Source organism: Streptomyces sp. LS-MS-L19 (assembly GCF_058382285.1).
In genome coordinates this window covers 5,557,338-5,573,971 of record NZ_JBYCLL010000001.1, presented here as the reverse complement: position 1 = coordinate 5,573,971, position 16,634 = coordinate 5,557,338, and the positions used below count along the sequence as shown (strand labels likewise).

Annotated in this window: 17 protein-coding genes, 1 tRNA gene and 1 pseudogene; 9 read left to right on the top strand and 10 right to left on the bottom strand. The window is 69.6% G+C overall.

The features are described 5' to 3' along the window. Nucleotides 1-356 precede the first annotated feature (356 nt). Entirely contained in the window at nt 357-827 is a 471-nt protein-coding gene (locus AC2XR2_RS24880; RefSeq protein ID WP_330265361.1) for a RidA family protein, read from the bottom strand. After that, a complete protein-coding gene (gene sp36 / locus AC2XR2_RS24875; protein ID WP_003967454.1) occupies nt 824-982 on the bottom strand; it encodes a Sp36 family protein in 159 nt (52 codons plus the stop codon). The genes AC2XR2_RS24880 and sp36 overlap by 4 nt, the downstream gene beginning before the upstream one ends. Before the next feature lie 118 nt (nt 983-1,100). Here sp36 and bagA point away from each other — a divergent pair, with 118 nt between their 5' ends. Together bagA and bagB are read left to right on the top strand one after the other, a co-directional pair. Continuing rightward, nucleotides 1,101-2,078 carry an ATPase BagA gene (gene bagA / locus AC2XR2_RS24870; protein ID WP_381302740.1) on the top strand — a complete coding sequence of 326 codons (978 nt, stop codon included), beginning with the start codon at nt 1,101-1,103 and terminating at the stop codon, nt 2,076-2,078. Continuing rightward, complete coding sequence (bagB, locus tag AC2XR2_RS24865) at nt 2,075-3,400, top strand: ATPase BagB (RefSeq protein WP_381302739.1); 1,326 nt, start codon at nt 2,075-2,077, stop codon at nt 3,398-3,400. Before bagA ends, bagB begins: the two co-directional genes overlap by 4 nt. A 98-nt stretch (nt 3,401-3,498) precedes the next feature. On the opposite strand, the gene wblA is transcribed toward bagB, so the two are convergent. After that, a complete protein-coding gene (wblA, locus tag AC2XR2_RS24860) occupies nt 3,499-3,837 on the bottom strand; it encodes a transcriptional regulator WblA (protein ID WP_030324083.1) in 339 nt (112 codons plus the stop codon). A gap of 508 nt (nt 3,838-4,345) precedes the next feature. On the opposite strand from wblA, the gene AC2XR2_RS24855 reads away from it, so the two are divergent. Continuing rightward, the gene (locus tag AC2XR2_RS24855) at nt 4,346-6,625 is read left to right on the top strand and encodes a transglycosylase domain-containing protein (protein ID WP_491516347.1); all 2,280 of its coding nucleotides are present in this window, start codon (nt 4,346-4,348) and stop codon (nt 6,623-6,625) included. A 125-nt stretch (nt 6,626-6,750) separates the two neighbouring features. Here the strand turns inward: AC2XR2_RS24855 and AC2XR2_RS24850 are convergent, their stop codons facing one another. After that, nucleotides 6,751-7,215 (bottom strand): GatB/YqeY domain-containing protein, encoded by a 465-nt coding sequence (locus AC2XR2_RS24850; RefSeq protein WP_330265365.1) that lies wholly within the window; start codon nt 7,213-7,215, stop codon nt 6,751-6,753. 100 nt (nt 7,216-7,315) lie between these two features. Between AC2XR2_RS24850 and AC2XR2_RS24845 the strand changes: the two genes are divergently transcribed. From AC2XR2_RS24845 to AC2XR2_RS24835, 3 genes are all read left to right on the top strand, one after another. After that, nucleotides 7,316-8,242 carry a metallophosphoesterase gene (locus AC2XR2_RS24845; protein ID WP_381302737.1) on the top strand — a complete coding sequence of 309 codons (927 nt, stop codon included), beginning with the start codon at nt 7,316-7,318 and terminating at the stop codon, nt 8,240-8,242. 181 nt (nt 8,243-8,423) lie between these two features. After that, a complete protein-coding gene (locus tag AC2XR2_RS24840; RefSeq protein WP_381302736.1) occupies nt 8,424-9,209 on the top strand; it encodes a Pr6Pr family membrane protein in 786 nt (261 codons plus the stop codon). A gap of 34 nt (nt 9,210-9,243) precedes the next feature. Then, nucleotides 9,244-9,317: transfer RNA gene (locus AC2XR2_RS24835), tRNA-Pro, on the top strand. A 764-nt stretch (nt 9,318-10,081) separates the two neighbouring features. Here the strand turns inward: AC2XR2_RS24835 and AC2XR2_RS24830 are convergent. Then, complete coding sequence (locus AC2XR2_RS24830) at nt 10,082-10,963, bottom strand: LLM class flavin-dependent oxidoreductase (protein WP_491518490.1); 882 nt, start codon at nt 10,961-10,963, stop codon at nt 10,082-10,084. Between the two features lie 160 nt (nt 10,964-11,123). On the opposite strand from AC2XR2_RS24830, the gene AC2XR2_RS24825 reads away from it, so the two are divergent. Continuing rightward, nucleotides 11,124-11,591 (top strand): MarR family winged helix-turn-helix transcriptional regulator, encoded by a 468-nt coding sequence (locus AC2XR2_RS24825; protein ID WP_491516346.1) that lies wholly within the window; start codon nt 11,124-11,126, stop codon nt 11,589-11,591. A 157-nt stretch (nt 11,592-11,748) separates the two neighbouring features. Here AC2XR2_RS24825 and AC2XR2_RS24820 read toward each other — a convergent pair. Both AC2XR2_RS24820 and AC2XR2_RS24815 read right to left on the bottom strand, forming a co-directional pair. Next, nucleotides 11,749-11,961, bottom strand: a pseudogene (locus AC2XR2_RS24820) (DUF8847 domain-containing protein); the annotation flags it as partial. 220 nt (nt 11,962-12,181) lie between these two features. Next, nucleotides 12,182-12,370, bottom strand: a complete 189-nt coding sequence (locus AC2XR2_RS24815) for an acyl-CoA carboxylase subunit epsilon (protein WP_491516345.1) — start codon at nt 12,368-12,370, stop codon at nt 12,182-12,184. Nucleotides 12,371-12,914: 544 nt separating this feature from the next. Here AC2XR2_RS24815 and AC2XR2_RS24810 point away from each other — a divergent pair. After that, nucleotides 12,915-13,283, top strand: a complete 369-nt coding sequence (locus AC2XR2_RS24810; protein WP_491516344.1) for a hypothetical protein — start codon at nt 12,915-12,917, stop codon at nt 13,281-13,283. 167 nt (nt 13,284-13,450) lie between these two features. On the opposite strand, the gene AC2XR2_RS24805 is transcribed toward AC2XR2_RS24810, so the two are convergent. From AC2XR2_RS24805 to AC2XR2_RS24795, 3 genes are all read right to left on the bottom strand, one after another. Further along, nucleotides 13,451-13,906, bottom strand: a complete 456-nt coding sequence (locus AC2XR2_RS24805) for a phospholipase (protein WP_449351507.1) — start codon at nt 13,904-13,906, stop codon at nt 13,451-13,453. Nucleotides 13,907-14,000: 94 nt separating this feature from the next. Next, a complete protein-coding gene (locus tag AC2XR2_RS24800; protein ID WP_381300539.1) occupies nt 14,001-14,660 on the bottom strand; it encodes a LuxR C-terminal-related transcriptional regulator in 660 nt (219 codons plus the stop codon). Continuing rightward, complete coding sequence (locus AC2XR2_RS24795; protein WP_449352576.1) at nt 14,633-15,922, bottom strand: sensor histidine kinase; 1,290 nt, start codon at nt 15,920-15,922, stop codon at nt 14,633-14,635. Before AC2XR2_RS24795 ends, AC2XR2_RS24800 begins: the two co-directional genes overlap by 28 nt. A gap of 151 nt (nt 15,923-16,073) precedes the next feature. On the opposite strand from AC2XR2_RS24795, the gene AC2XR2_RS24790 reads away from it, so the two are divergent. Continuing rightward, a complete protein-coding gene (locus AC2XR2_RS24790) occupies nt 16,074-16,589 on the top strand; it encodes a DedA family protein (RefSeq protein ID WP_491516343.1) in 516 nt (171 codons plus the stop codon). Nucleotides 16,590-16,634 lie beyond the last annotated feature (45 nt).

Genomic DNA, 16,634 nt, shown 5'->3' with positions numbered 1-16,634 from the left:
CGGGCGCTTACGGGGGTGCCGGGTTCGGTTGTCGGGCGGGTGCGGGTCCGTCGTGGCTGGTCGCGCAGTTCCCCGCGCCCCTCGGTGGGGACGGTGGACGCTCCTGAAGCCGCCGACGGCGTGAAGGGGACGGGGTGGGGGGTGTCCGCCCGCAGCGGCCGGCGTCCGTTACAGGGCCCCTTGTAGGTGGCCGAGCCGCCGGACCGAGGACGGATACCCCCCACCCCGGCCCCGACCCGAGACGAACCAGCACGCGCTACGCACGCCCCCACCACACCGCAACGGGCCGCCGCAGGCCCCTCAGGGGCGCGGGGAACTGCGCAAAAACGCCCGCCCCCACCGAACCCGCAGACAAACTACGGACCGACCAGCTCCACCTGAACCTCGACCTCCACCGGCGCGTCCAGCGGCAGCACCGCGACCCCCACCGCACTCCGCGCATGCACACCCTTGTCGCCGAGAACCTCCCCCAGCAACTCGCTCGCGCCGTTGATGACACCCGGCTGCCCCGTGAAGTCCGACGCCGACGCCACGAACCCCACGACCTTCACGACACGCGCGACGAGATCCAGATCACCGGCAACCGACTTCACCGCCGCCAACGCGTTCAGCGCACACGTCCGCGCCAGCGCCTTCGCCTCCTCGGCCGTGACCTCCGCCCCCACCTTCCCGGTGACCGGAAGCTTCCCGTCGACCATCGGCAGCTGACCGGAGGTGTACACGTACACCCCGGACCGCACAGCGGGCTGATACGCGGCCAGCGGCGGCACGACCGCCGGCAGCGTCAGCCCCAGCTCCGCGAGCCGCGCCTCGACGACCCCGCTCACGCCTTCTCCCGCTTCAGGTACGCCACCAGCTGCTCGGGGTTGTTCGGCCCGGGCACGACCTGGACGAGCTCCCAGCCGTCCTCACCCCAGGTGTCCAGAATCTGCTTCGTGGCATGGACGAGCAGCGGCACAGTTGCGTATTCCCACTTGGTCATGCGGCCGACTCTAGCCGCTGCTCCGACCCGCCCCTCAGCCCCGCTCCTCCACAGCCCACCCCCGCGTTGTCCACAGCCTCCTGCTTAGGTTCGCCGCCGACTGGTTACGCTCGAATACGTGAGCAGGCTCCAGGTCGTCAGCGGCAAGGGCGGGACCGGAAAGACCACGGTCGCCGCAGCCCTCGCGCTGGCCCTCGCCACCGAGGGGAAGCGGACGCTTCTCGTCGAGGTCGAGGGTCGCCAGGGAATCGCGCAGCTCTTCGAAACGGAGGCGCTGCCCTACGAGGAGCGGAAGATCGCCGTCGCTCCGGGAGGCGGGGAGGTGTACGCACTGGCCATAGACCCCGAACTGGCCCTTCTGGACTACCTCCAGATGTTCTACAAGCTGGGCGGCGCCGGCAGAGCCCTCAAGAAGCTCGGCGCGATCGACTTCGCCACCACCATCGCCCCCGGCCTCAGGGACGTCCTGCTGACCGGCAAGGCGTGCGAGGCGGTCCGCCGCAAGGACAGGTCCGGCCGCTTCGCCTACGACTACGTCGTGATGGACGCGCCCCCCACCGGCCGTATCACCCGCTTCCTGAACGTCAACGACGAGGTCGCGGGGCTCGCCAAGATCGGCCCGATACACAATCAGGCGCAGGCCGTGATGCGGGTGCTGAAGTCCAAGGAGACGGCCGTGCACCTGGTGACCCTCCTGGAGGAGATGCCGGTCCAGGAGACCGCGGACGGCATCGCCGAACTGAGGGCCGCCCGCCTCCCCGTCGGCCGGATCATCGTGAACATGGTGCGCCCGGAGGTGTTGGACGGCGACGACCTGGAACTCGTACGGACCACCCGGCGTTCGGCCGTGGCGAAGGCGCTGTCCTCGGCCGGACTCGGCGGCGCCCGTCGCGGGGGCAACGCCGACAAGCTGGTCGACCCGCTGGTCCAGCAGGCCGAGGAGTACGCCGTGCGGTACGAGCTGGAACACGAACAGCGCTCGGTCCTGGGCGATCTCGGTCTGCCCCTGCACGAACTGCCCCTGCTGAGCGAGGGCATGGACCTGGCGGGACTGTACGAACTGGCCACCGAGCTGCGGAAGCAGGGGATGTCATGAGCCCGGACGCCCACGCGCACGACCGGCACCACCGTCTCTCCCCCGCCCCCGTCCTCGACCTGGACCCGCTGATCGACGACCCGAAGACCCGCATCGTGGTCTGCTGCGGTTCCGGCGGTGTCGGCAAGACCACGACCGCCGCGGCCCTCGGGCTGCGCGCCGCCGAGCGGGGCCGCAAGGTCGTCGTGCTCACCATCGACCCGGCCCGGCGTCTGGCCCAGTCCATGGGCATCGACTCGCTGGACAACACTCCGCGCCGCGTGAAGGACGTGGACGGCGACGGCGAACTCCACGCGATGATGCTGGACATGAAGCGCACCTTCGACGAGATCGTCGAGGCGCACGCGGACGCCGACCGGGCGGCCGCCATCCTGAGCAACCCCTTCTACCAGTCGCTCTCGGCGGGCTTCGCGGGCACGCAGGAGTACATGGCGATGGAGAAGCTGGGGCAGTTGCGGTCCCGGGACGAGTGGGACCTGATCGTCGTCGACACGCCCCCCTCGCGTTCCGCCCTCGACTTCCTGGACGCGCCGAAGCGGCTCGGCTCCTTCCTCGACGGCCGGCTGATCCGGCTGCTGACCGCCCCGGCCAAGCTCGGCGGCCGCGCGGGGATGAAGTTCCTGAACGTGGGGATGTCGATGATGACCGGCACCCTCGGCAAGCTGCTGGGCGGCCAACTCCTCAAGGACGTGCAGACGTTCGTGGCCGCCATGGACACCACCTTCGGCGGCTTCCGCACACGCGCGGACGCGACGTACAAGCTGCTCCAGGCGCCGGGGACGGCGTTCCTGGTGGTGGCGGCCCCGGAGCGGGACGCGCTGCGCGAGGCCGCGTACTTCGTGGAGCGGCTGGCCGCGGAGGACATGCCGCTGGCCGGTCTGGTGCTCAACCGAGTCCACGGCAGCGGCGCCGACCGGCTCTCGGCCGAGCGGGCGCTCGCCGCCGCGGAAAATCTTGAAGAGCCCCGCATTGTCGATCAGGAGGGCGGGAAAGCTGGACTTCGTAACTCTCCCGACACGTACGGCAGTTCAGAATCACCCGCTCCCGAGTCGGACTCCCCCGTCGACCCGGAGCGCACCGCCGACCGGCTCACCGCAGGCCTGTTGAGGCTGCACGCCGACCGTATGCAACTGCTCTCCCGCGAACAGCGCACGCGTGACCGCTTCACCGCGCTCCACCCCGAAGTGGCGGTGGCCGAAGTGGCCGCGCTGCCCGGCGACGTGCATGACCTCGCGGGGCTGCGGGACATCGGAAACCGGCTCGCGGCCGGGCGGCCGGAGCTGCCCGAACCAGGCACCGTGGACGGCGCGCTCGCACCGTAGACGGCGCACCGTGGACGGGGACCCTCGCACGCGGACGGGAACCCTCGCACCGACGCCGACCCAGCCGACGCCGACCCGGGGGACCGAGGGCTGCGCCCTCAGCTCACCGCCGCGTAGTTCTCGTAGATCTCGTCGTCCTCGAGGGGCAGGATGCCGACCCCCCGCTCGTACTCGACGCGCGCCGTCTCCAGCAGCCTGCGCCACGACGTGACCGTCGGCCGCCGGCGCAGCAGGGCGCGGCGCTCGCGCTCTGTCATGCCTCCCCACACGCCGAACTCGACGCGGTTGTCCAGCGCGTCGGCGAGGCACTCCGTGCGTACCGGACATCCGGTGCACACTGCCTTCGCCCTGTTCTGCGCTGCTCCTTGGACGAACAGTTCGTCCGGATCGGTAGTGCGGCAGGCCGCCTGCGCACTCCAGTCGACTACCCAGCCCATACCGGCGCCGTCCTCTCCCGAATCGAGGCTCCCCCACGGCGGCAGCGGCATATTCACCGCCGCCAGTTGAGGACGTTACGGAAGGCAGGCACAGCGCAACACCCCCTTCGGGCCCAATCTTGAATGGCCCGAACGGACTATGCGTAAGCGGCAGATCACCCGGGGGAGTGAGCCCGCGACATACATGACTATCCCGGCAAACCAGGACACTTGTCTTGCGTCACAACGGGCACCTGATGACACACGAGGCGGATTCGGACACGTCCTCACCAAAAAAGTTGAGAAACGACCGGAACGATTCGGGGTCGCCGGACGTATTGATACGTGGCCCTACTGCTGTGACAGTTGAGAGCAGCTTAGGCCAATGCCTGTGCGCGTGTCCGGCGAATGGGAAGGTAGGGCGCTGCCGTCGCCATGCCCGCTCCGACGCGGTCGTGCCCGCTTCCGTCGCCATGCCGTGACATGGGCTCTCTCTGAACGCTCATGAGGACGGATTAGGCTGCCCCCTATGTCGAAGAAGCGCTCGGGCGGCGGTCTGTCGCCCACGCAGCAGGCCGCCAAGTTCCTCGGTGTCAGTGTCCTCGCGGGGGCGGTGATGGCCGGCATCGCGCTGCCGGCGGCCGGTGCGCTGGGGCTCGCGGCCAAGGGGTCGGTGGAGAGCTTCGACGAGCTCCCCGCCAACCTGAAGACCCCGCCGCTGAGCCAGCGCACCACGATCCTCGACGCCGAGGGCGGCACCATCGCCACGGTCTACTCACGTGACCGCACGGTGGTGGACCTCAAGGACATCTCGCCGTACATGCAGAAGGCGATCGTGGCGATCGAGGACTCGCGCTTCTACCAGCACGGCGCGGTCGACCTGAAGGGCGTGCTGCGCGCGCTCAACAAGAACGCCCAGAGCGGCGGGGTCGCCCAGGGCGCCTCCACGCTCACCCAGCAGCTGGTGAAGAACGTCGCGATCGAGGAGGCCGGTGACGACCCGACGAAGGTCGCCCAGGCCACCCAGCAGACCATCGGCCGCAAGATCCGCGAGCTGAAGTACGCGATCCAGCTCGAAGAGGAACTCGGCAAGAAGAAGATCCTCGAGAACTACCTGAACATCACGTTCTTCGGTCAGCAGGCGTACGGCGTCGAGGCGGCCTCGCAGCGCTACTTCTCCAAGCACGCCAAGGACCTCAACCTCGAGCAGTCGGCCCTGCTCGCGGGCATCGTCCAGTCCCCGAGCCGCTACGACCCCGTCAACGACGAGGCCGAGGCGACCAAGCGGCGCAACACCGTGCTCCAGCGCATGGCCGAGGTCGGCGACGTCTCCCAGGCGGAGGCCGACAAGGCCAAGGAGCAGCCGCTGGGCCTCAAGGTCAGCAAGCCGAAGAACGGCTGCATCACCGCGGTCAAGGGCGCCGGCTTCTTCTGCGACTACGTCCGTGAGGTCTTCCTGACCGACCCGGTCTTCGGCAAGACCAAGGAGGCCCGGGCCAAGGTCTGGAACCAGGGCGGTCTGACGATCCGCACCACGATGGACCCGCAGGCCCAGAAGTCGGTCCAGCGGTCCATCAAGGAGCACGTCTACCAGAAGGACCAGGTGGCCACCGCCGCGACCATCGTCCAGCCCGGCACCGGCAAGATCCTCGCGATGGGCCAGTCGCGGCCGTACGGCATCAACAACAAGAAGAACGAGACGACGCTCAACCTCTCGGTCAACCAGGACATGGGCGGCGGGGCGGGCTACCAGCCCGGTTCGACGTTCAAGCCGATCGTGGCCGCGGCCGCCATAGAGGGCGGCAAGCCGGCGACGCAGATCTACCCCTCGCCGTACAAGATGGACTATCCGGCCCCGGTTCAGGCGTGCAACGGCAGCGTCTGGAACGAGAAGGGCGTCCCGGTCACCAACGAGAACACCTCCGAGGTCGGCCCGTACGACATGAAGACGGCGACCGCCAAGTCGGTCAACACCTACTACGTGTCGTTGATCAGCGACATCGGCATCTGCCCGGTGACGGAGATGGCCGCGAAGATGGGTATCGAGCGCGCCGACGGCGGCAAGATCCAGCAGCGGCCGTCGATCGCCCTGGGCACCCAGGAGGTCTCCCCGCTGACCATGGCGAACGCGTACGCGACCTTCGCCTCGCGCGGGATGTACTGCACCCCGGTCGCCATCGAGTCGATCACCCAGCGGGTCGGTGAGAAGTCGAAGTCCCTCCAGGTCCCGAAGTCGACCTGCTCGCGGGCGATGTCGGAGAACACCGCGGACACCATCAACACGCTCCTCAAGGGCGTGGTCGAGGACGGCACGGGTTCGGAGGCGGGCCTCGGCGCCGGCCGTCCGAGCGCGGGCAAGACGGGTACGACCGACGAGCGCTACGCGGCCTGGTTCGTGGGCTACACGCCGAACATGGCCGGTGCGGTCTGGGTGGGCGACCCCGCCCACAAGCGCAAGATGCAGAACATCACGATCGGCGGCGTCTGGAACGAGAAGGTGTTCGGTGGCAAGGTCCCCGGCCCGATCTGGCGCGACATGATGGAGGGCGCGCTGCAGGGCAAGGACGCCCCGAGCTTCAACCTCGTCAACATCCCGGACATGCCGAAGAAGGAAGACCCCGGCAAGGGCGACGACGACGGGGACAACGGCGACAACCGCGGGAACGACAACGGCGGGAACGACAACGGCGGCAATGACGGCGGTGACGACGGCAACACCACCTTCCCGAACCCGAGCTTCTCGATCCCGGAGGGCTTCCTCCAGGGGCAGAACAACGGGGGGAACGGGAACGGGGGTGGGCGGGGCTGACGCCCGCACGGGCCGCCGCTGACGCCCGCACGACATGAGACGGCCCCTTGACCGTCGTAAGGACTGATCTCCTACGACGGTCAAGGGGCCGTTCGTCTTGTTGTGGCCGGCGTTGCCGGTGGCCGTCAGCCGGCCAGGAGCTTCTTCACGGCCGCGGCGACCCGGCCGCCCTCAGCGAGGCCCGCGACCTTCGGGTTCACGATCTTCATGACGGCGCCCATGGCCCGCGGCCCCTCGGCGCCGGCGGCCTTCGCCTCCTCGACGGCCTGGGCCACGATGGCGTTCAGCTCGTCGTCGCTGAGCTGCTTGGGCAGGTACTCGGCGAGCACCCCGCCCTCCGCCTTCTCCCGCTCGGCGGACTCGGCCCGACCACCCTTGGCGAAGGCGTCCGCGGCCTCGCGGCGCTTCTTCGCCTCCTTGGTGATCACCTTCAGGACCTCGTCGTCGGAGAGCTCGCGCTTCTCCTTGCCCGCGACCTCCTCGTTGGTGATCGCGGCGAGCGTCATCCGGAGCGTCGAGGAGCGCAGCTCGTCGCGCCCCTTGATCGCGGCGTTGAGGTCTTCCTGCAGCTTCGACTTGAGCGTGGTCATGGGTGTGATTGTCGCAGGTGCCGGAGGACGGGCGCGCGCCCATTTACCGTGCGGGCGGCGGCCGGTCAAGGATGCCGTCGCGATCTGACACGATGGAGGCATGCGCGCGCGATACGGAGTCCCCCTGGGAATCGCGGCGGTTGGCGCCGCCGGACTGGCCTACTCCGCGGGTTTCGAAGCCCGCTCCTTCCGCCTGCGACGGGTGACGGTCCCCGTCCTGCCTGCCGGTATGCGCCCGTTGCGGGTGCTTCAGGTCTCCGACATCCACATGGTCGGCGGCCAGCGCAAGAAGCAGCGCTGGCTGCGCTCGCTGGCGGGCCTGCGCCCCGACTTCGTGATCAACACGGGCGACAACCTGTCGGACCCGGAGGCCGTGCCGGAGGTGCTGGACTCGCTGGGCCCGCTGATGGAGTTCCCGGGGGCGTACGTCTTCGGCTCGAACGACTACTACGGGCCCATGTTCCGCAACCCCGTCCGCTATCTGTACGAGAAGGCCCAGGGCCGCCACGGCCTGAACGGCAACCCGCCCGCCGTGAGGGTCGTCCACAACCCGTGGGAGGACCTGCGGGACGGCTTCGACGCGGCGGGCTGGCAGAACCTCACGAACACGCGGGGCATGCTGAAGATCGAGGGCGTGTCGGTGGAGCTGACGGGCCTGGACGACCCGCACATCAAGCGGGACCGGTACGCGGAGGTGGCGGGCGGTCCGTCGGCCGCGGCGGACTTCTCGATGGGCGTGGTCCACGCCCCGTACCTCCGCGTCCTGGACGCCTTCGCCGCCGACGACTACCCGCTGATCCTGGCCGGCCACACCCACGGCGGCCAGGTCTGCCTCCCCTTCTACGGCGCGTTCGTGACCAACTGCGACCTGGACACCGACCGGGTCAAGGGCCTGTCCCGGCACACGGCGGAGGGCAGGACGTCGTATCTGCACGTGTCGGCGGGGTGCGGGGCGAACCGGTACACACCGGTGCGGTTCGCTTGCCCGCCGGAGGTGTCGTTGCTGACGTTGGTGGCGCGGGGGTAAGGGCGGGGGTAGGGGTGGGGGTGGAGCGGGGGTAGGGGCGGGAGTGGATCGGGTCGGGTTGGCTGGACGGGCGGAGTCGGCCGGCCACGGGAGCTGAGCTGAGCGCTGTGGCGGGCGGCTGGATTAACCCGCACGGACCGCCCGTATCGCCCCTTTTGCCCTCCCTGTCTAGCGTGAGGGCATGACCGCGCCGATACCCAGGGACATCCCGGACCTCCCCGCCATCCCGGGCGTGCCCGCCTTCCTGCCCTCCCCCGTCCCCGCGACGGCGGTGGTGACTCCCGTACGTCACCCCGTGGCCGCCGTCTTCCGCGTACTGGTGGCACTGGTCGCCGTGGCGACCGTGACGTTGGAAATACTGCTGAGCAGCCCGATCCGCGCCCTGAGCTACTTCTCGGTGCAGAGCGCGGTCCTCGTGGCCGCGGTGTTCCTGCTGTCGGCCCGCCGGGCGTGGAAGGCCCGTCGCCCCCTGCCCTCGGCTCTGACGGGCGCGACACTGCTCTACGCCACGATCACGGGACTGGTGTACCACCTGCTCCTGACGAACGCGTCGAGCCCGTTCGCCCTGACGGGCGCGGCGGCGAACCCGACGGGCTGGCACGCGGTGACCACGCACCTGCTGCACACGGCGATCCCGGCGGCGGCAGCGGCGGACTGGCTGTTCCTGACGGCACCGGGCCGCCTGCACCTGCGGCAGGCGGCGAGCTGGCTCCTCTATCCCCTGGCCTACCTGCTGTTCACCTTCACCCGAGGCGAACTGATCCTGCCGGGCACGCCGGGCCGCTACCTCTACCCCTTCCTGGACGTCGACCTCCACGGCTACAAGAGCGTCCTGGGCAACGCCCTCCTCCTCGGCCTGTCCATCTACGCCCTCGCGATCCTCCTGGTCGCCCTCGACCACGCCCGCCCGAACCCCATCCGCCACCGCGCCAAAACCGGATTTCGTCTCCAGCCACCGGTGGGCTAAAGTAAACGACGTCGCCGCGACAAGCAGCGACGATCGGGGTGTAGCGCAGCTTGGCAGCGCGCTTCGTTCGGGACGAAGAGGTCGTGGGTTCAAATCCCGCCACCCCGACAGCTGGATAGCAGTTCAGAGGGCCCTCACTGAATCAGTGAGGGCCCTCTGGCGTTGCTGAAGTAAGAGGGCAATTACGCAGCGCGCCGGGACTTGCGGGTCCTGGTGTCTCCTGTGCGCCAGACGGCGAGAGGCTGGCGCACGTACTGGAACGACGAAGGCCCCGACGACGGGCCCGTTGACCGAGCAGGTACTGGCTTGGCTCATCGCGGCCAGGGGACGAGCTGGCTCCGAGTGGTCGCACCTCGTCCGTTCGCCCAGGCCGGAACCCGAAGCAGCCGCAGATGCTCGCAGCTTCCCGAGCCGAGCGTCCGGTACCTGCCCTTCGCTCATGGTCGACATCGAGCTCCCGCGGGGGTTGGTCGCACTGCAACTCAGCGTGTACGCAGCTCGGTTGCGGCTGGTTGAGCGTGTTCGTGCGAACGGGCCGGCACTTGACTGGTGCCCTACCGCTGACGCTGAGGGAGCGGATCTGCGAGACGCTTGCGAGGTGAGTCAGGCCGTGCTGCAGAAGGGGATCGACGAGAGCGGTCTGGAACAGAAGCATGGCCGACGCGTTCTTGGCCGGGTCCTCAGGGCGGCAGCCGGACGGCGGATGCCGAGCCAGGTCGGCAGACCGGGCCCCACGTGAGTGTCTGACTGCGTGATGACGCCCACCCACAGCGGCGGACACGCCGGAAACGCCTGCGGACCATCAGCACAGGTGAGAGGCACGCCAGCCCACGGCAGGGGGAGCGTCTTGCCGGTGGTGGGCGGTTCTGTCATCAGGGTTCTTCGGTTGTGCCGCGCACGGGTGTGATGATCTCGTTGGTGAGCCATCGGGCGGCTTGTGGGGGATAGGGGCTCCGCAGGCTCAGCACGATGTGCGTCATGCCTGCGGCGATGAGGTCCGTGATGGCCTTGCGGTCGGTGGCCGGGTCGTCGTAGGAGACGATGTACTGCACGGAGCGCGTGATCGTGCGCGGATCACGGCCGATGGCGGCGCAGTGGTCGTCGAGAACGGCGCTGCGCTCGGTGATGTAGTCCAGGGTGTTGTGCGGCGGTCCGGGGATGTTCCAGATGTCGGCCTGCTCGGCGACCAGGCGGAGCGTCCTGTTTCCCCAGCCGCCGATCAGCAGGGGTGGTCCTGGCTGCTGCACGGGTTTCGGCTCGTTGTGGTTGCCGGTCAGGGTGTTGTAGCGCCCGTGGAAGTCGAAGACGTCCCGCGTCCACATGCCGCGGAGGATGGTGATGGTTTCCTCCAGGCGGGCGATGCCTTCGGCGGGCGGGACGAGTGGGAGGCCGTAGGCCGCGTATTCCGCGACGGCCGGGTTCGCGCCGGCGATGCCGCCCGCGCCGGGTGGCTGCAGGGTGCCGCCCACGCCGAGGCCCATGATCAGGCGGCCTCCGGAGATCACGTCGACTGTGGTGGCGATTTTGCCGAGGACAGCGGGCGGCCTGATCCGGTTGCTCGTCACGAGCAGGCCCAGGCGCAGCCGCTGGGTCCTGGCTGCCAGGGCGCTCAGCAGCGACCATCCTTCGAGGATCTGCCCGTCCTTCGGGCCGACGATCGGCATGAGGTGGTCCCACAGCCAGGCGTCCGCGATGTCGGGCAGCTCGTCGGCCTCCTGCCACACGCGGAGAATGTCCTGGTAGGGGACGCGCATCGGGGTGGTCTTGATTCCGAATGTCACGGGGAGGGGGTGCTGGTCGGACATCCTTGCCACGCGCCCTTCGAGTCGGCATGCCGCCGTTGACGGCGACGCAACCATCACTGTAGATGATCATCAGTGTTACTGACTATCAGTCTCTGGATACGCTGCGGCCATGACTCGCGACGTCCCGCCCGAGGTTCTCGCCTCCCGCCTCGGCTACCTGCTCAAGCACGCGTACCTGCGGCTGACCGAGGAGTCCGCGCGGGCATTGGCGCCGCACGGGATCGACGGCCGTGAACTGGCGGTTCTCGCCGTCCTCGACGCGCATGACGAGCTGTCCCAGCTGGAAGCGGCGGGGAAGCTGGGTGTCGACCGCACCACGATGGTGGCCCTCATCGACGCCCTGGAGGGCAAGGAACTCGTCGAGAGGCGGCGCAGTCCCCAGGACCGGCGCAAGAACATCGTGCGGCTGACGTCGTCCGGACGGGAGCGCCTTCGCGACGCCGAACTCGCCCGCCAGGAGATCGAACGCCGATTCCTCGCCCCTCTCTCCAGCACGGACGCCGGGTGTTTTGTCCGCGCGCTGCAGTCTCTCGTCGCGACCCCGGCGAATGCCGATCAGACGTCTGACTCGGCGTGACGGACTTCCGCAATCGGCGACACGGGGCTCCCTCCAACCGTTGGGGGGCAGGCTGCGTGGACGGCAAAGCGCGCCGGAGAGGTGGAGCAGGATCTGGGGCCCCTGTCTCTTCGGGCAAGCCTGTGGGTGTGGCGGCGATGCCGAGGTGTGAGTAGACCCAGCCTGCTGGGGTGTCGGTGGAGCGGACTGCCTCGTAGAGGTGGTGGTCGGGTTCTGCCCGGCCGCCGGAGGTGCGGAATTGGGCGGGAGGTGACCCGTCCGGGCCGAGTTGCACGATCTTTGTTCGGCCGTTGGACGGGCCTCCGACGACCTTGATGCCGACGTGGTTGTTGACCACCTCGCCGGCCAGCCAGCGGTGGATGAGCTGCATGTGCTCGGATTCTTCTGCCGCCATGGAGCCAGCCGAGCACGAGCGGGTTGGGAAGGGCAAGGTGCTCGCCGTCGTGGAGCATCGCGAAGAGCACGTCGGATCGGCGGCGGGCGAGACCGAGGCAGGGCGGGGTGTTCGCTCATGCTCTGGGGCCCGCAGCGCGCAGGTGCTTGGTCTGCGTGTACCGGGTGTCGGTGCTGCCGGGCCGCTCGGGGGGTAGTCAGTGGCGCCAGTCGCCGGGGACTCGGTAGGACGGGGCGGGCCAGGTTGGGCGGGGGGTGGGGGTGGTGGGTGGGTGGGGGTGTCTGGCGCGGGTGAGGAGGACTGCGGTGAGGGCGGCCAGTTCGGTGGCGTCTGGGGTGCCGCGCTTTACGGTGAACAGGGGGCGTGGGGGCTGGGTGGTGGACATTTCGGCTCCTGTGTACGTGGGTTGGGTTACCTGCGTGCCTGTGGGGCTCCGAGCGCTGCGCGCCTAGCGGTCGGGGTAGGCGGTGGTCGCCGTGCCTTTCGCGGCGGTGGCGGTCCCGTCGGTGTGTGAGCGCTTGTGCTCAGGTGCAGCCGGCGGTGTGCGTGGCAAGTTCCGGCCTCTGCGTGGGGCGGGGTGGCGGTGGGCCCGTTGCCGGGCCGGCTGTGCGTACTCCTCTGCCGGGTTCTTGTGTGCGCGTCGGAACCAGCTTTAGGCCCTTCACCTTTACTTCTTCTACACAGGGAAAAACGGAATACTTCCGGCCGCTGAATCGGAACGCGGTGATCCGCTGTCAAGCTACTGCCAGCGCAGCACCCTGACATGCGATTGCCCTGGTGGCAGGGGTGGGCGACGGACAAGAATCTAATTCATCGGGGGGCGCCCACCGGAAAGGCGGAGGGCGTTCACGGTAATTCCGATGGAATATGCCTGCCCGCTCATTGTCTTTCTTTTCCGGTCTTTCGGAAAAGCTATCCAGGGGGTCTTCATGAAGGTCAGCGTTGTGCGCAGGGGTTTTGTCGTCGTCGCCACCGTCGCCGTCGTGTTCGGTGCGCCGGCCGCGGGGGCCGTCGCTCACGCGGCGGGGGCGTCCCCGGCTGCGGGGGTGGTAGTGGCGGCGCCGCAGGACCCCAGCTGGGACGCTGTCCAGGGGGACCCGAGTTGGGACTCCGCTCCGCAGGACCCGAGCTGGGACAGCGTCCAGGAAGACCCCAGCTGGGACTCCGCTCCCCAGGACCCGAGCTGGGACACCGTGCAGGAAGACCCCAGCTGGGACTCCGCTCCCCAGGACCCGAGCTGGGACACCGTGCAGGAAGACCCGAGCTGGGACAGCGTCCTGCCGCTGCCGTCGGAGTAACCCCGGTAAGCCCAGCGCGTATTGACCCAGCGCGTATTGACCCGGCACGTATTCACCCAGCACGTATTTACCCAGCAGCGAAAGCTGCCTTTACCTCGACGAAGGCCCGTCCCGCCCTGTTCGGTGACGGGCCTTTCGTCCTGTCCGGTTAGTGATGACCCCGCGGCCTAGCCCAGCTTGTCGACCGCCTGGTAGTAGGTCCATGCCGAGGCGTCGCAGGAGGTGCGCTTGACGCCCGAGTAGGCGGTGCACACCCGCTTGAGGTCCGCGTAGAAGGCGTTGTCCAGGCGGGACTTGTTGGCGTCGAAGGAGCCCGCGGCCTTGTAGTTGCGGTAGCCGAAGTCATGACGTGCGCATGACATCTGGAAAGGGAAGCCGAAGGGGTTGTCGGGGGACGTGGTGCAGTAGTCGGTCGACCAGTCGAAGCCGTACGCGCTGTAGGAGGCCTGGTTGTTGCGCGCCGTCGCCCAGGAGTCGTAGCTGCTCGCGCTGGTCTGGGTCCAACTGCTCAGCAGCTGCGGCTTGTCGGCGGGGGCGGCCTGGGCGGGGGCGGCCGCTACGGCGAGGGCGAGCGGCACGGCGAGGGCTGCGGCGGCGAGGGGCGTGGCGAGACGGCTGCGCATCGGGAGCCTCCGGGGGCTGTGTGGGCGCCCTGCGCGGGGTGCGCGGGGCGGGCACAGCCTGGCCTCGGGGGCTATGGCGCAGCCATATACGGCATCAGGCCCGGAGGTAGGCGAGAACCGCGAGGACCCGGCGGTGTGTCTCGTCCGCCTGCGGGAGGTCCAGTTTCATGAGGATGTTGCCGATGTGCTTGCCCACCGCCGCCTCGGAGACGACGAGTTGGCGGGCGATCGCCGTGTTGGACTTGCCCTCCGCCACCAGGGCCAGGACCTCGCGCTCGCGGGCCGTGAGGCGTTCGAGCGGGTCACGCCGACGGCGCAGCAGCTGGCGGACGACCTCCGGGTCGACGACCGTGCCGCCCCCGGCGACCTCCAGGAGGGCCGACTGGAACTCCTCGACCTGGCCGACCCGGTCCTTGAGGAGATAGCCGACGCCGGAGCCGTCCCCGGAGTCGAGGAGCTCGGACGCGTAACTGCGCTGGACGTACTGGCTCAGCACCAGGACCGACAGCGAGGGCTGGGCCTCCCGCAGCCGTACGGCGGCGTGCAGCCCCTCGTCCTTGAAGTCCGGCGGCATCCGTACGTCGGTGACGACGATGTCGGGGGTGTGCTCGGCTGCGGCCGCCATCAGTGCCTCCGCGTCACCGACCGCCGCGACCACCTCGTGGCCGAAGCGGCCGAGCAGGCCGATCAGTCCTTCGCGGAGCAGCACGCTGTCCTCGGCCAGGACTACACGGAGCGCTCGGTCGGCTCGCAAGGGATCTCCACACGCAGTAGGGTCGGGCCCCCGGCAGGGCTGGACAGGGTCAGTCTGCCATCCAGTACGGACACCCGGTCCGCAAGTCCCGTGAGCCCACTGCCCCGTTGGACGTCCGCGCCGCCGCAGCCGTCGTCCCGTACCTCGAAGACGAGCCACCCGTCCGCGTGCCGGCCGGTCACCTCGGCGCGCGCCGCCCCGCTGTGCTTGGCGACGTTCGCCAGCGCCTCGCAGACCACGAAGTAGGCGGCGGCCTCGACCGCTTCGGGCAGCCGCGACGGCAGATCCACCGAGACGTCCACCGGCACCACCGACCGGTCGGCGGCGTCGGCGACGGCCGCGCCCACCCCGAAGTCGGCGAGCACCTTCGGATGGATGCCCTGGATCAGCTCCCGCAGCTCGGCCAGCGCCTTGCCGGCCTCGTCGTGGGCCTTGGCGAGCTGGTCGGCCAGCGGGCCGGGCGGGGCGTCGAGACGGGCCAGGCCGAGCGCCATGGTCAGGGCGACGATGCGCTGCTGGGCTCCGTCGTGCAGGTCGCGCTCGATCCGGCGGCGCTCCGCCTCGAACGCGTCGACCAACCGGACCCGGGAGCGCACGAGTTCGGTGACCTTCTCCCCCAGGTCGGTCTCCACGGGCGCGATGAGGAGCCGGGTGAGTTCGGCGCGGCCCACCGCCACGGCGCCGATCGCATACGCGCTGACGGCGAAGAGCAGCAGGCCGGCGACGGCGACGGCGAAGGCCTCGGGCCAGCTGGTCGCCGTCCACATCTTCAGCACGGGCGCCTCCTCGCCGTCCCCGACCGTCGCCATCAGGACCGGGGTCGCCACCAGGCCCACCGGCACGACGAGCGCCATGACGAACACCAGCAGATCGAGCGGCCACAGCACCGTCGCGAACGCCAGCGTGTAACCGAGCTCCCGCCAGGTCTCCTGTTCCCGGAACCGGGTGCGCACCCATGCCATCAGGCCCGGCTCGTCCGGCACCCGGTGCGGGGTGGGAGCGGGACGCCGGTCGACCAGCCGCAGCCGCCGCCGCTCCACAGCCGCCACCGGCAGCCCGGACAGGGCGAGCAGCGCGAGCAGCGGCAGCCCGACCAGTACGACGGCCAGCGCACTGCCGACCGCCGCCGCGAGGACGATCGCCAGCAGCACCACGATGCCGACGGGGGCGCTGCTGAGGAGGTAGGCGGCGGCCCGCCAGGGCCAGCCGGAGCGCAGGTAGCCGGAGCGGGTCAGGGCCTGCCACACGTTGAGTGAGCGCATGGCCTCACGGTAGAAGGCGGTTCTCTGCCGGAGCCATCCCTCCAGACCGAGGGTCGGGGGTAGGGCCTGCCCTACCTCAGGACTCAGCCCAGTGGTCGTGATCCTCGCGGGCCCGCGCGGTTGTCTGGGAGGCGGCTGAAGGGGGCCGGAGATGATGACGTGGCTGACCGAGAACACCCTGGTGTTCGGGACCTGGGGGGTCCTGGCGGCGGTGTTGCTGCTGCCGGCCCTGGAGGCGGCGCTGCCGCTGATCGGCGTGCTGCTCCCGGGGCAGACCGCGGTGGTGATGGGCGGCGTGCTGGCGCATCACGGCCGGGTCCCGCTCGGCTGGATCGTGGTCACCGCGCTGCTCGGCGCGGTCCTCGGCAACGGCCTCGGCTACGCGGCCGGGCGGCGCTGGAACACCCGGCTCCTGGACCGTGTCCCGCGCCGGCTGCTGCGGTCCCGCGCCGCCGCCCGCGCTTTTTCCGCCATCCAGCGGCACGGCGGCCGGGCGGTGTTCGTGGGGCGGTTCACGGCAGGGCTGCGCACCCTCGTACCGACCCTGTGCGGGGTCTCGGGAATGTCCGTGCGGTCCTATCTGACCTGGTCCGTCGTGAGCAGCGCGGTGTGGGCGCCGACCTTCGTGCTCGTCGGCTACGGCATGGGTTTCAGCCCGGGACTGTGAAGGGGGGAACGAACGTGCAGCCTTTTGCCACCGCAGCCTCTTGCC